At 64.9% G+C, this 12,601-nt stretch carries 9 protein-coding genes; 7 read left to right on the top strand and 2 right to left on the bottom strand.

Annotation, left to right across the window (positions count from 1 at the left end; genetic code table 11):
- Positions 1-68: 68 nt before the first annotated feature.
- Entirely contained in the window at positions 69-1,529 is a 1,461-nt protein-coding gene (zwf, locus tag LDZ24_RS03750) for a glucose-6-phosphate dehydrogenase (RefSeq protein WP_248321665.1), read from the bottom strand.
- 606 nt (positions 1,530-2,135) lie between these two features.
- Here zwf and LDZ24_RS03745 point away from each other — a divergent pair.
- From LDZ24_RS03745 to LDZ24_RS03725, 5 genes are all read left to right on the top strand, one after another.
- Positions 2,136-3,389, top strand: coding sequence for an ABC transporter substrate-binding protein (locus LDZ24_RS03745; RefSeq protein ID WP_248321664.1), 1,254 nt, complete (start codon positions 2,136-2,138; stop codon positions 3,387-3,389).
- 209 nt (positions 3,390-3,598) lie between these two features.
- Entirely contained in the window at positions 3,599-4,540 is a 942-nt protein-coding gene (locus LDZ24_RS03740; RefSeq protein WP_248321663.1) for a carbohydrate ABC transporter permease, read from the top strand.
- Positions 4,530-5,387 carry a carbohydrate ABC transporter permease gene (locus LDZ24_RS03735; protein WP_248321662.1) on the top strand — a complete coding sequence of 286 codons (858 nt, stop codon included), beginning with the start codon at positions 4,530-4,532 and terminating at the stop codon, positions 5,385-5,387. The genes LDZ24_RS03740 and LDZ24_RS03735 overlap by 11 nt, the downstream gene beginning before the upstream one ends.
- A 49-nt stretch (positions 5,388-5,436) precedes the next feature.
- Positions 5,437-6,555 (top strand): ABC transporter ATP-binding protein, encoded by a 1,119-nt coding sequence (locus LDZ24_RS03730; protein WP_248321661.1) that lies wholly within the window; start codon positions 5,437-5,439, stop codon positions 6,553-6,555.
- A 114-nt stretch (positions 6,556-6,669) separates the two neighbouring features.
- Positions 6,670-8,796, top strand: a complete 2,127-nt coding sequence (locus LDZ24_RS03725; RefSeq protein ID WP_248321660.1) for a prolyl oligopeptidase family protein — start codon at positions 6,670-6,672, stop codon at positions 8,794-8,796.
- Between the two features lie 432 nt (positions 8,797-9,228).
- Here LDZ24_RS03725 and LDZ24_RS03720 read toward each other — a convergent pair whose 3' ends face one another.
- A complete protein-coding gene (locus LDZ24_RS03720) occupies positions 9,229-10,440 on the bottom strand; it encodes a Bcr/CflA family multidrug efflux MFS transporter (RefSeq protein WP_248321659.1) in 1,212 nt (403 codons plus the stop codon).
- A 159-nt stretch (positions 10,441-10,599) separates the two neighbouring features.
- Between LDZ24_RS03720 and LDZ24_RS03715 the strand changes: the two genes are divergently transcribed.
- Both LDZ24_RS03715 and hemL read left to right on the top strand, forming a co-directional pair.
- Complete coding sequence (locus LDZ24_RS03715; RefSeq protein WP_248321658.1) at positions 10,600-11,160, top strand: hypothetical protein; 561 nt, start codon at positions 10,600-10,602, stop codon at positions 11,158-11,160.
- 152 nt (positions 11,161-11,312) lie between these two features.
- Entirely contained in the window at positions 11,313-12,596 is a 1,284-nt protein-coding gene (hemL, locus tag LDZ24_RS03710; RefSeq protein ID WP_248321657.1) for a glutamate-1-semialdehyde 2,1-aminomutase, read from the top strand.
- Positions 12,597-12,601: the final 5 nt, after the last annotated feature.

Raw genomic sequence — 12,601 nt, 5'->3', positions numbered from 1 at the left:
GCGAAGCGGTCTTGTGTGCTGGCGTCCCGCGCGGCGTCTCTCTGAATGGAGGCGTCAGCGCGACGCCCTCAATTCTCTTCTTCCAGCCAGCACGTGCCATGCTGCGCGAGCATCGCGCTCGACGCCGCCGGCCCCCACGTGCCCGCCGCGTACGGCTTGGGCTTGTTCGTCGACGCCGCCCACGCGTTCAGAATCGGCTCGACCCAGCGCCACGCGGCTTCCTGCTCGTCGCGACGCACGAAGAGCGCGAGCCGCCCGTGGATCACGTCCAGCAACAGCCGCTGGTACGCCTCCATCTGCCCTTCCTTGAAGAACTGGTCGAACGCGAGGTCCAGATGGACGCTTGCGAGATTCATGCCCTCGCCCGGCTGCTTCGCGAGGCAGTAGAGGCGGATGGTCTCGTTCGGCTGCAGGCGGATCACGAGCCGGTTCGCGCCCGCGCGCAACGCATTTGCGCCGAGCGCCGAATGCGGCACGGGCCGGAAATTCACGACGATCTCCGCGACGCGGTCCGCGAGGCGCTTGCCGGTGCGTAGGAAGAACGGCACGCCGGCCCAGCGCCAGTTTTCGATCTCGACTTTCAGCGCGACGAAGGTTTCCGTGTTGCTGTCGGGGCGCACGCCGGCTTCCGTTGCGTAGGCGGGCACCGATGCGCCGCGAATCACGCCCGCGTGATACTGCCCGCGCACGGCGACGCGGCTGATGTCTCGCTCGTCGATTGGCTTCAGCGCGCGCAGCACGCGCAGCTTTTCGTCGCGCACGGAGTCGGAATCCATCGAATGCGGCGGCTCCATCGTCACGATGGAAAGCAGTTGCAGCAAGTGGTTCTGCACCATGTCGCGCAACGCGCCGGTGTTGTCGTAGAAGTCGCCGCGCGCTTCCACGCCGAGTTCTTCCGCAATGGTGATCTGGATGCTCTCGACCCATTCGCGCCGCCACAACGGCTCGAAGAGCGCATTGCCGAAGCGCAGTGCCAAGAGGTTCTGCACCGGCTCCTTGCCGAGATAGTGGTCGATCCGGTAGATCTGCTCTTCCTGGAAGATCTCGCCGACCGCGTCGTTGATGGCGTTGGACGACTTCAGGTCATAGCCGAGCGGCTTTTCAAGCACGATGCGCGCGTTCTGGTTCAGGCCGACTTCCGACAGCGCGCGGCAGATGGGCACGAAGAGCGACGGCCCCGTCGCGAGATAAAACACGCGCGTGCCGTCGTATTTGGCGAGCGCGTCGCGCAGCACCACGAAGTCTTCCGCGCGGCCCAGATCGAGCTGCACGTATTCGATGCGCTCCAGGAAGCTGCGCCACGCGGTCTCGTCGAGGCCCTTCTTCGACACATGAGGCTTCACGTGTTCCTCGACCCACGCGAGGTATTCGCCCGGAGCCTGCGCGCCGCGCGCCACCGCGACTATCTTGCCCGACGCGGCCAGCATGCCCGCCCGGTGCGCTTCGAACAGCGCCGGAAGAATCTTGCGCATCGACAAGTCGCCGGTCCCGCCGAAGAGCACGAAGATGAAATTCGAGTCGCTTTCCATGGGTTTTGAGGCCGTCTGTGAAGTCGGTGGGACGTCGAACGAAAGGGTACCGTAGTTCGACAAAATTTTTTTTGACACTGAATTGTAGTTTAACTACAATCCAAATCAAGAGGAAATGTCACCCGGGAAAAAAATGGCTTGTCAATCAGAAGCTGAGTGTTTTCCCTAAGGCGACCGCGTACTCATGTTAGCGAAGACCGGAAATCGCTGCTTCCATGCACCGGCTGCGTTTCGCACGTGTACCGCCTCGCGCCTGCGCCCTCTCGTTCCGCGTTGCAATCGCGGCTCGTGTGCGCGGGTAAAAATCAAAAGCAATCACTAGCATGGGCCGGCACAGGCATGACGCCATCGGCTCGCAGAGGAGACAGTCGTTGCGATTTGACCTACTCATCTCTTGAGAGCCGAGCGGCCGACTATCGGATATCGGACTGCCGGCTTCGCACGCGCGCATGCATCGCCCGCGTGGCGCGCTTCTCCGCCGACACCCCCGACACCCGAGCCACGGCCACCCAAGCATTGCCGTTGTGTAACCACCGTTTTTTTCAACGCTTCCTGGCGACATCAGGGGCCACTCGTTACTTGTTCAGGTGCTGGAGGAGATAAACAATGAAAGTCCGTAAGCTCATGGGCGCGCTGTGCGCCGCAGGTCTTCTGTGCGGCGCGACGGCGTCGGCGGTTCAGGCTGCCGAGGCTGTTTCCGTGCTGCACTGGTGGACCTCGGGCGGCGAATCGAAAGCGGTCGGCGTGCTCAAGGACGACATGACCAAGCAGGGCTATCAGTGGAAGGACTTCGCGGTCGCGGGCGGCGCAGGCGCTGCGGCGATGACCGCGCTGAAGACCCAGGTGATCTCGGGCAACGCGCCGTCGGCGGCTCAGATCAAGGGTCCGCTGATCCAGGAATGGTCGGAGCAAGGCGTGCTGGTGCCGATCGACTCGGTCGCCGGCGACTGGAAGAAGAACCTGCCGCCGGAAATCGACAAGATCATCCACGCTGACGGCCACTATGTCGCCGCGCCGTTCTCGGTGCATCGCGTGAACTGGCTGTACATCAACAAGGCCGCGCTCGACAAGGCAGGCGGCAAGGTCCCGACGACCTGGGCCGAGTTCTTCCAGGTGGCCGACAAGATGAAGGCCGCGGGCATCATGCCGATCGCGATGGGCGGCCAGCCGTGGCAAGACCTGACGCTGTGGGAAGACGTCGTGCTGTCGCAGGGCGCGGACTTCTACAAGAAGGCCATCGTCGATCTGGACCAGAAGACGCTGACCTCCGACAAGATGGTCTCGGTGTTCGACACCGTCCGCAAGATCCAGGGCTACTTCGATAGCGGCCGCACCGGCCGCGACTGGAACCTCGCCACCGCGATGGTCATCAACGGCAAGGCCGGCATGCAGTTCATGGGCGACTGGGCGAAGGGCGAATTCGCCGGCGCGAACAAGAAGGCCGGCACGGACTACGTCTGCGCCGCCGTGCCGGGCACGGAGAAGGCCTACACCTTCAACGTCGACTCGTTCGTGTTCTTCCAGCAGAAGGGCCAGAAGACGGCCACGCCGGGCCAGCTCGCGCTCGCGAAGACCATCATGTCGCCGGACTTCCAGGAACAGTTCAGCCTGAACAAGGGCTCGATCCCGGTGCGTCTCGGCGTGAAGATGGACAAATTCGACGACTGCGCGAAGAAGTCCTACGCTGATGAACAGACGGCGATCAAGTCGGGCGGCTATGTTCCGTCGCTCGCGCACGGCATGGCTCAGGGCGACGCTGTCGCGGGCGCCATGACCGACGTCGTGACGAAGTTCATGAATTCGTCGCAGGATTCGAAGAGCGCGGTTCAGGCGCTCGCGAACGCCGCCAAGACGAAGTAAGGACGTAGCAGCGTGACGGGCGGCAGGCGGCGCAGCACGGCCGCCCGCCGCCCGAGCCACAGAAGCGTCACATAACGTCGTACCAAGCGCCGGTCGTGCCGAAGTCAGCCGATCCGAAAGCACACCTTCGCACCGCGCGCGCAAGTCAGCGTCATTCAAGCGCGTCATGGCGCAATCTAAGCGCCGGCGCATCTTCCAGGAGTCGAGTTGTGACTGCCTCCCTCAGCGGTACCGCGGAAAAGAGTCCGCACCAGCCTCGCCGCGCTTCGCCCACGGCGGCGCTCGCCGATCGCTGGATTCCCAAGCTGGTGCTCGCTCCCAGCATCGTGATCGCGCTCGTCTTCGTCTACGGCTTCATTGCCGTGACAGGCTATCTGTCGCTGTCCGAATCGCGACTGATGCCGCGCTACGAGTTCGCCGGCTTCGACCGATACCGGCAGCTTTTCGCCAACGACGTCTGGTGGACCTCCGCCGCCAATCTCGGCTGGTTCGGCATTCCGTTCATCGCCATTTGCGTCGCCCTCGGCCTCTTCCTCGCGATCCTGCTCGACCAGAAAATCCGCAACGAAGGCGCGCTGCGCGCGGTCTTTCTGTACCCGATGGCGCTGTCGTTCATCGTGACGGGCACCGCGTGGCAATGGATTCTGAACCCCGGCCTCGGCATCGAAAAGGTGTTCCACGACTGGGGCTGGACGAGCTTCACGTTCAACTGGCTCGGCGATCCGGACAAGGCGATCTTCTGCGTCGTGATCGCGGCGGTCTGGCAATCGAGCGGCTTCGTGATGGCGCTTTTCCTCGCCGGCCTGCGCGGCGTGGACAGCGAAATCTTCAAGGCCGCGCAAGTGGACGGCGCGACGCTGCCGACCATCTACCGCAAGATCGTGATTCCGAGCATGCGTCCGGTGTTCTTCTCGGTGCTGCTGATTCTCTGCCACATCACGATCAAGACCTTCGACCTCGTCGTCGCGTTGACCGCCGGCGGACCGGGCACGTCGTCGTCGCTGCCGGCCATCTTCATGTACACGTTCTCGTTCAACCGGGGACAACTGGGCGTCGGCGCCGCTTCGTCGATGATGATGCTCGCCACGGTCGTCGCGGTTCTCGTGCCGCTCATGTATCTGGAATCGAGGAGCACTCGCAATGCAGCCTAAGATGACGATCAGCCGCGCCGTCATTTACGCGGTGCTGATTCTTTTCGCGCTCTACTTCCTGTTCCCGATCTACGTGATGCTGTCCACGTCGTTCAAGGACCTGGACCAGCTTCGCACCGGCAACCTGCTCACGCCGCCCACGCACTTCACGCTCGCGCCGTGGGTGAAGGCGTGGCAGGAAGCGTGTACCGGCGTGCGCTGCGACGGCATGGAGCCGTTCTTCATGAACTCCGTGCGCATGGTGATACCGGCCGTGCTGATCTCGTCGATCGTCGGCGCGTTCAACGGCTACGTGCTCACGCACTGGCGCTTCCGCGGCGCGGACGCGTTCTTCACGATGCTGCTCGTCGGCTGCTTCATCCCGTTTCAGGCCATTCTTCTGCCGATGGCGCGGCTGCAAGGCTTCCTCGGACTGTCGAACACGACGAGCGGCCTCGTGCTCGTGCACGTGATCTACGGCATCGCGTTCACGACCATGTTCTTCCGCAACTTCTACGTGAGCATTCCGGCTGAACTCGTGAAGGCGGCGCGCATCGACGGCGCGGGCTTCTTCATGATCTTCACGAAGATCCTGCTGCCCGTCTCGCTGCCGATCTTCATGGTCTGCCTGATCTGGCAGTTCACGCAGATCTGGAACGACTTCCTGTTCGGTATCGTGTTTTCGGGCGTGGATTCGATGCCGATCACGGTGGCGCTGAACAACCTCGTCAATACGTCGACGGGTGTGAAGGAATACAACGTGGACATGGCGGGCGCGATCATCGCGGCCTTGCCGACGATTCTCGTCTACATGATCGCAGGACGTTACTTCGTGCGCGGCCTGACGGCGGGCGCGGTGAAGGGTTGAGCGCAACGAACGCGCTTCCCGCTGAAGAGACAACATAGAGGAATCAAGCATGGCAAGCCTTTCCATCCGTGACGTGTACAAGACCTACCCGAACGGGGTGCCGGTTCTCAAGGGCGTCAACATCGACATCGAGGACGGACAGTTCCTGATCCTCGTCGGCGGCTCGGGCTGCGGCAAGTCCACGCTGCTCAACATGATTGCGGGGCTGGAGACCGTCACCAAGGGCGAGATCCAGATCGACGGCAAGACGGTCAACAACCTCTCGCCAAAGGACCGCGATATTGCGATGGTGTTCCAGTCGTACGCGCTCTACCCTTCCATGAGCGTGCGCGACAACATCTCGTTCGGCCTCAACATTCGCAAGGTGCCGAAGGACGAGCAGAAGAAGATCGTCGATCGCGTCTCCGAGACGCTGCAGATCGGCCACCTGCTCGACCGCAAGCCGGGGCAACTGTCGGGCGGTCAGCGTCAGCGCGTCGCCATGGGCCGCGCGCTCGCGCGCGATCCGGTGATGTTCCTCTTCGACGAGCCGCTCTCGAACCTCGACGCGAAGCTGCGCATCGAGATGCGCTCGGAAATCAAGCTGCTGCATCAGCGCCTCGGCACGACGATCGTCTACGTGACGCACGATCAGATCGAAGCGATGACGCTCGGCGACCGCATCGCCGTGATGAAGGACGGCATCGTGCAGCAGTTCGGGGCACCGCAGGAAATCTACGATTCGCCGTCGAACCTGTTCGTGGCGGGCTTCATCGGCGCGCCGCCGATGAACTTCATCAGCGGCAAGCTGGTCGAGGCCGGCGCGGGCGTCGGCCTGGAACTGGACACGGGCGTCGCGCGTAACGTGCTGAAGTTGCCGTTCGATGCCGCGAAGCTGCGCGGCAGGATCGGTCAGGACGTGGTGCTCGGCCTTCGCCCGGAGCGCATCACCGACGCGCGCAGCGCGCACGACGTCGCAGATGCGAGCCTGCAACCGATGGACGTGCGCGTCGACGTGATCGAGCCGACCGGCCCGGACACGCTCGTGTTCGCGCAGGTGAACGGCAAGCGCATCGTGTCGCGCGTGCACCCGGCGAGCAATCCGCAGCCGTTGTCGAACATGACGCTGCTGTTCGATGTGTCGAAGGCGGTGCTGTTCGACCCGAAGACGGAAGAGCGGCTGGCCTGAGCGCCGTCGTTGCTGATCTGCTTCCAAGCCGCGCCTCGTGCGCGGCTTTTTGTTTGATGGCGCGGTCGCGCCGATGCGGCACAATCAGCGTTTCGCTTTTGAATGCGCCGCGCCATGTCCCTTCTTTCCGATCACCCTTCCCTTCTCTGGCCGCAAGCCGACAACCCTGATCCTTTCATCGGACTCGAATCGCTCGACGACGCCCGCGTACAAGCCTGGATCGATGCCCAGAATCGCCGCACCGAAGCAGCCTTCGGCGAAACGCCCGACGCGCGCGCGCTCGCCGCGCGGCTCGAGAAGGCGTACACGTCGCAGGATCGCATCGTCACCTGCTCGCGCTACGGCGACTGGGCCTACAACACGTGGCAGGACGACGCGCATCCGCTCGGCATCGTGCGCCGCGCGCCGTGGAGCGCGTGGCTCGCCGGCACGCCCGAATGGGACATCGTGCTCGATGTCGATGCGCTCGACCTGAACACGAACGAGCACGACGACACGCGCTGGGCGCTCGCCGACTTCGACATGCTCTACCCCGGCTATGACCGCGCGCTCGTCTCGCTGTCGCCGGGCGGATCGGATGCGTGCATCGTGCGCGAGTTCGATATCCAGGAACGCCGCTTCGTGGAAGACGGCTTCGCGCTGACGGACGTCGGCAAGCACGACATTTCGTGGATCGACCGCGATACGGTCTATGTCGGCTGGGACGACAGCAAGACGAGCGCGCGGCCCGCGCTCACGACGTCGGGCTTTCCGCGTCAGGCGCGGCGCTGGAAGCGCGGCACGCCGCTCGCCGATGCGCCCGTCGTGTTCGAAGGCGCGCGCCGCGACGTATCGGCGGGCGCGGACTACGATCCGCTCGAAAAGCTGCATCTCGCGTCGCGCGCCGTGACGTTCTACGACACGCTGCACTTCTGGCTCGACGAAACCGCGAACGAATGGCATCAGTACGACCTGCCTCAGCACGTCGAGATCGAGCACTGGAACGGCTGGCTCTTCGTCACGCCGCGCAAGCAATGGAACGTGGGCGGCCGGCGTCACGCGGCAGGCTCGCTCACCGTGATCCGGCGCGACGCGTTTCTCGACGGCTCGCGCAACTTCACCGCGCTCTTTACGCCCGCCGAGCGGCGCGTGTTGGCGAGCATCGACTTCACGAAACAATGGCTGATCGTCTCGCAAATGGACGACGGCACGCCGCGCGTCACGCTCTGGCGTCCGCCCGCGGATGGCGACGGCGCGTGGCAATCGCGCGAGTTTGCGTTGCCGGACGCGAGCCAGAGCTATGTCGATTCCATCGACAGCGAGCGCGACGACACGGTCCTCATCCACGTCGAGCACTTTCTGATGCCGCCGTCGCTCTATCACGCCGATCTTGCCAGCGACGCCCCGTGGGCCTTGCTCGCGCGTCTGCCCGCGCAGTTCGACGCGTCCGGGCTCACCGCCGTGCGCCGTCATGCGATCGCGCCCGACGGCGAGCGCATTCCGTACTGGCTGATCGGCCGCGATGTCGATGCGCAGACGCCGCAACAAGCGCGGCCGTGCCTGCTCTACGGCTACGGCGGCTTCGAAGTCGCGCTGGACCCGCAATACGACGCGACGACCGGCATCGCGTGGCTGGAGCGCGGCGGCCTGTACGCGGTGGCGAACATTCGCGGCGGCGGCGAGTTCGGTCCGCAATGGCATCAGGCGGCGCTGCGCGAGAACCGGCAAGTCTCGTTCGACGATTTTGTCGCGGTGGCGCAGGCGCTCGTCGAGAGCGGCGTCACCACGGCGAAGCAGCTCGCCATTCGCGGCGCGAGCAACGGCGGCCTGCTCACCGCCGTGTGCATGGTGCAGCGGCCGGAGTGCTTCGGCGCCGTGCTGTCGGAGGTGCCGCTCGTCGACATGGCGCGGTTTCACACGCTCTTGCAAGGCGCATCCTGGATCGACGAATACGGCGATCCGGACGACGCCGCCGATCTCCCGCATCTGATGGCCTATTCGCCGTATCAGAACGTGAAGGCGGATGCCGTCTATCCGCCGGCGCTCTTCACGTCATCGACGAGCGACGACCGCGTGCATCCGGGCCACGCGCGCAAGATGGTCGCGAAGATGCAGGCGCAAGGCCACGACAACGTCTGGTATCAGGAAACGGGCGAAGGCGGCCACGGCGCGGGCGTCGAGCCGGAAGCGGTCGCGCAGGCCGAAGCGGCGGCGTTCACGTTTCTCGCTTCGGTTGTCGGGCCGCTGCCGCCGACACGGTGATCCGCTCGCGGCGCAACGGCGTGTTTCGGTGAAAAAGCGTCGCTCTCTTACGATTCGAATTCGTTCGATATAGCCGAGCTTACGGCCCGCCTATAGTTCAACCATTCCTTGTTGATCCGGCGAAACGCCTTCCTCGACAGAAGGTTCGCGGCAACGGGAATGGTTTGACTGACTTTTCGACCGAAACGAACTGATCGGGAACACCTTTGACCCAGGCACCCGATTCTCGACAGGAGGAGACGCCTATCGCCCAAACCGAATCGAGCGAGTATTCACCTTTGACCCGGACGAATACTGCCCACTAAAACGGCTCGACCGCGCGGCCTTCTGACCCAAGGCGGCATGAGTCGAGTTGAAACACCTTTGACCCAGATTGACCTCGCCATCGCGCGAGGTTTTTTTTCGCCCAACGCGCCGCGTCACTGCCTGACTTCAGACGCGCACGGGCGCCGCGTGCGAGCGCATCACGAGCGTGCGCCCGGCGAACGTCAGGACGCCGCACGTGCCGATGACGATGCCCATGCCGTGCGGCGAGACGTCGTGAAAGAGGCCGACGGCGAGACTCGCGAGCGCGCCGAGCGCGAGCTGCATCGCGCCGAAGACGGCGGCCGCCGCTCCCGCGTTGCGCGGATAACGGTGCATGAGTTCGGTCGTGCAATTGGCGGACAAGAGGCCGACCACGCCGACGACAAAGAACAGGCTCGCGACGATCGACCACAAGCCGCCCCAGCCCGTCAGCGAGACGAGCGCGACCACGAGGGCCGCCACGACGCTGACGAACGCCGCGCCGGAAATCATCTTCATCGCGCCCACGCGCCCGACGAGCTTCGTGTTGAGCACATTCCCGCCGATGATCCCGACGATATTGAGCCCGAATAAAAGCCCGTAATGCTGCGGCTTGACGTGGAAATAGTCGATGTAGACGAACGGCGTCGCGGTGATATACGCGAACATCGACGCGAACGCCATGCCGCCGCACAACACATGGCCCCACGTGACCGTATCGGTCAGCAGATGCCCGTATGCCGCGAACGACGTGCCGAGCGCCGCGCCCGCGCGTTTCTCCTTCGGCCACGTTTCGGGCACGCGCAGGAACGCGGTCACCGCGCACAGCGTGCCGAAGAGCGTGAGCGCAACGAACACCACACGCCAGCCGCCGAGCAGCAGCAGTTGCCCGCCGATCAGCGGCGCGAGCAACGGGCCGATGGACGTGACGATGGAGAGCATCGACAGGACGCGGGCGGCGTCGGTCGGCGCGTGCGCGTCGCGGGCGATGGCGCGCGCGAGCACCGACGCCGCGCCCGCGCCGAGCGCCTGCAGGAAGCGCACGAACACGAGTGCGTCGATGGAGAACGCCGTCGCGCACGCGATGCTCGCGAGCGCGTACAGCGCGATGCCGCCCAGAAGAATCGGCCGCCTGCCGTAGGCATCGGACAATGGGCCGTACAGCAGCATGCCGAACGAGAAGCCGAACATGAAGCTCGTCAGCGTGCTTTGCGCGGCGGCCGGGCTCGTCCCGAACGCGGCGGCGAGCGACGGCAGGCTCGGCAGATACATGTCGATGGACAGCGGACCGCATGCGGCGAGCGCGCCGAGCAACAGGATCAGCCGGCCATCGGGCCGGCGGCGGGTAGTGTCTGACATCGAGTGTGCAAGGATGAAGACGAGCGCTGCGTGGCCCGTCGTGGTGGTTGCAGCTATCGGAGAAAGCGTTCGAAGCGAGCGGCCATTGTACGCGACGCCCCGGTTTGACCGGGTACGCTAAGCTCACCGCTTCCGCCCTTCCCTCCTTTCCTCGACACGATGACCGCCTTTCTGCTGATCTGGAGCCCGAAGAAGTGGCCGTGGCCCGAATTGCCCGAGATCGCGCGCCGGGTGGCGGCAGGCGAAGCCGTCGCCGATGTCTGGGGCTGCGGCACCGCGCGCGGCCTCATGCCGGGCGATCGCGTGTTCGTGCATCGCGTGGCGCAGGAACCGAAAGGCGTGTTGGGCTCGGGCTACGTGACGCGCGCGCCGTATGAAGTGCCCGACGCGCAGTCGAAGCGCGGGTATCGGCTGTGCATCGACTTCGTGTATGACTGGCTCGTCGATGCACATGAACATGTCGTCGTCACGCGCGACGAGTTGCGCGCGCATCCGTTCTCCGTGCAGACGTGGGATGCGCAAAGCTCCGGCACGCTCATCAAGCCGATGGCCGAGGGCGCGCTCGAAAAGCTCTGGACCGAGCGCACCGGCCGGCGCGGCCGTCCGCCCGCGTTGAGCCAATCCACCGTTCCCGCAGTGCCGAGCAAAGCGAGCGCGCGCCAGGCCCGCGCAGCCGACGACGCGCCGCCGCGCAAGCCCGCGCGAACGCGCCAGCAGTAACCGGCTCCCCGTCAACGAGTCCGGTACAATTTCAGGCAACACTTGTCGCACCGGACGCGCATCGGCGCCGTGCTTTCATCGCGCCGGGCGGCGTCTTTCGCCGCGCAAGCCGGTCGCGTGTCTTGCATCCACTTTCAGCGCAGGCCTTCTCCATGTCCAAGAACCAAGCCCTCTTCGAACGCGCTCAGCGAACCATCCCCGGCGGCGTGAATTCGCCGGTGCGGGCGTTTCGCTCGGTCGGCGGCACGCCCCGCTTCATCGAGCGCGCGCAAGGCCCGTACTTCTGGGATGCCGAAGGCAAACGCTATATCGACTACATCGGCTCGTGGGGGCCGATGATCGTCGGCCACGTGCACCCGGAAGTGCTCGAAGCGGTGCAGCGCGTGCTGGCCGACGGCTTCTCGTTCGGCGCGCCGACCGAAGCGGAAATCGAAATCGCGGAGGAAATCTGCAAGCTCGTGCCGTCCATCGAACAGGTGCGCATGGTGTCTTCCGGCACCGAAGCGACGATGAGCGCGCTGCGTCTTGCGCGCGGCTTCACGAACCGCAGCCGCATCGTGAAGTTCGAGGGCTGCTATCACGGCCACGCGGACAGCCTGCTCGTGAAGGCGGGCTCGGGCCTGCTGACTTTCGGCAATCCGACGTCGGCGGGCGTGCCCGCGGACATTGCAAAGCACACGACGGTGCTCGAATACAACAACGTCGAGCAGCTCAACGAAGCATTCGCGGCGTTCGGCGCGGAGATTGCGTCGGTGATCGTGGAGCCGGTCGCGGGCAACATGAACCTCGTGCGCGCGACACCCGAGTTCCTGAACGCGCTGCGTGAACGCTGCAACGAGTACGGCTCCGTGCTGATTTTCGACGAAGTGATGTGCGGGTTTCGCGTCGCGCTCGGCGGCGCGCAGCAGGTGTACGGCATCAAGCCGGACCTCACGTGCCTCGGCAAGGTCATCGGCGGCGGCATGCCGGCGGCGGCGTTCGGCGGACGACGCGACATCATGGCGCATCTCGCGCCGCTCGGAGGCGTCTATCAGGCGGGCACGCTCTCGGGCAATCCCATCGCGGTGGCGGCGGGCCTAAAGACGCTGCAAATCATTCAGCGCGAAGGCTTCTACGACGACCTCGCGAAGAAGACGCGCAAGCTCGTCGACGGCCTCACGTCTGTCGCGCGCGAAGCCAAAGTGCCCTTCTGCGCCGACTCGATCGGCGGCATGTTCGGCCTGTACTTCATGGATCAGGTGCCGGGCAGCTTCGCGCAGATCGCGAAGGGCGACACGAAGCGCTTCAACGCGTTCTTCCACGCGATGCTCGATGCCGGCGTGTACTTCGCGCCGTCCGCGTTCGAAGCGGGGTTCGTGTCCAGCGCCCACGACGACGCCGTGCTCGACGCAACGCTCGACGCCGCGCGTGGCGCGTTCGCGTCGCTCGCGGTTTAAGGCCG

It is taken from the genome of Caballeronia sp. Sq4a (assembly GCF_023170545.1).
Lineage (GTDB): Bacteria > Pseudomonadota > Gammaproteobacteria > Burkholderiales > Burkholderiaceae > Caballeronia.
This window is presented reverse-complemented; position numbering and strand designations above follow the sequence as displayed.

Bases quoted from the DNA above. Each gene is read 5' to 3' on its own strand.
- LDZ24_RS03735 (WP_248321662.1), top strand. From the start codon at position 4,530: ATGCAGCCTAAGATGACGATCAGCCGCGCCGTCATTTACGCGGTGCTG.
- hemL (WP_248321657.1), top strand. From the start codon at position 11,313: ATGTCCAAGAACCAAGCCCTCTTCGAACGCGCTCAGCGAACCATCCCC.
- LDZ24_RS03725 (WP_248321660.1), top strand. From the start codon at position 6,670: ATGTCCCTTCTTTCCGATCACCCTTCCCTTCTCTGGCCGCAAGCCGAC.
- LDZ24_RS03720 (WP_248321659.1), bottom strand. From the start codon at position 10,440: ATGTCAGACACTACCCGCCGCCGGCCCGATGGCCGGCTGATCCTGTTG.
- LDZ24_RS03715 (WP_248321658.1), top strand. From the start codon at position 10,600: ATGACCGCCTTTCTGCTGATCTGGAGCCCGAAGAAGTGGCCGTGGCCC.
- LDZ24_RS03730 (WP_248321661.1), top strand. From the start codon at position 5,437: ATGGCAAGCCTTTCCATCCGTGACGTGTACAAGACCTACCCGAACGGG.
- LDZ24_RS03745 (WP_248321664.1), top strand. From the start codon at position 2,136: ATGAAAGTCCGTAAGCTCATGGGCGCGCTGTGCGCCGCAGGTCTTCTG.
- zwf (WP_248321665.1), bottom strand. From the start codon at position 1,529: ATGGAAAGCGACTCGAATTTCATCTTCGTGCTCTTCGGCGGGACCGGC.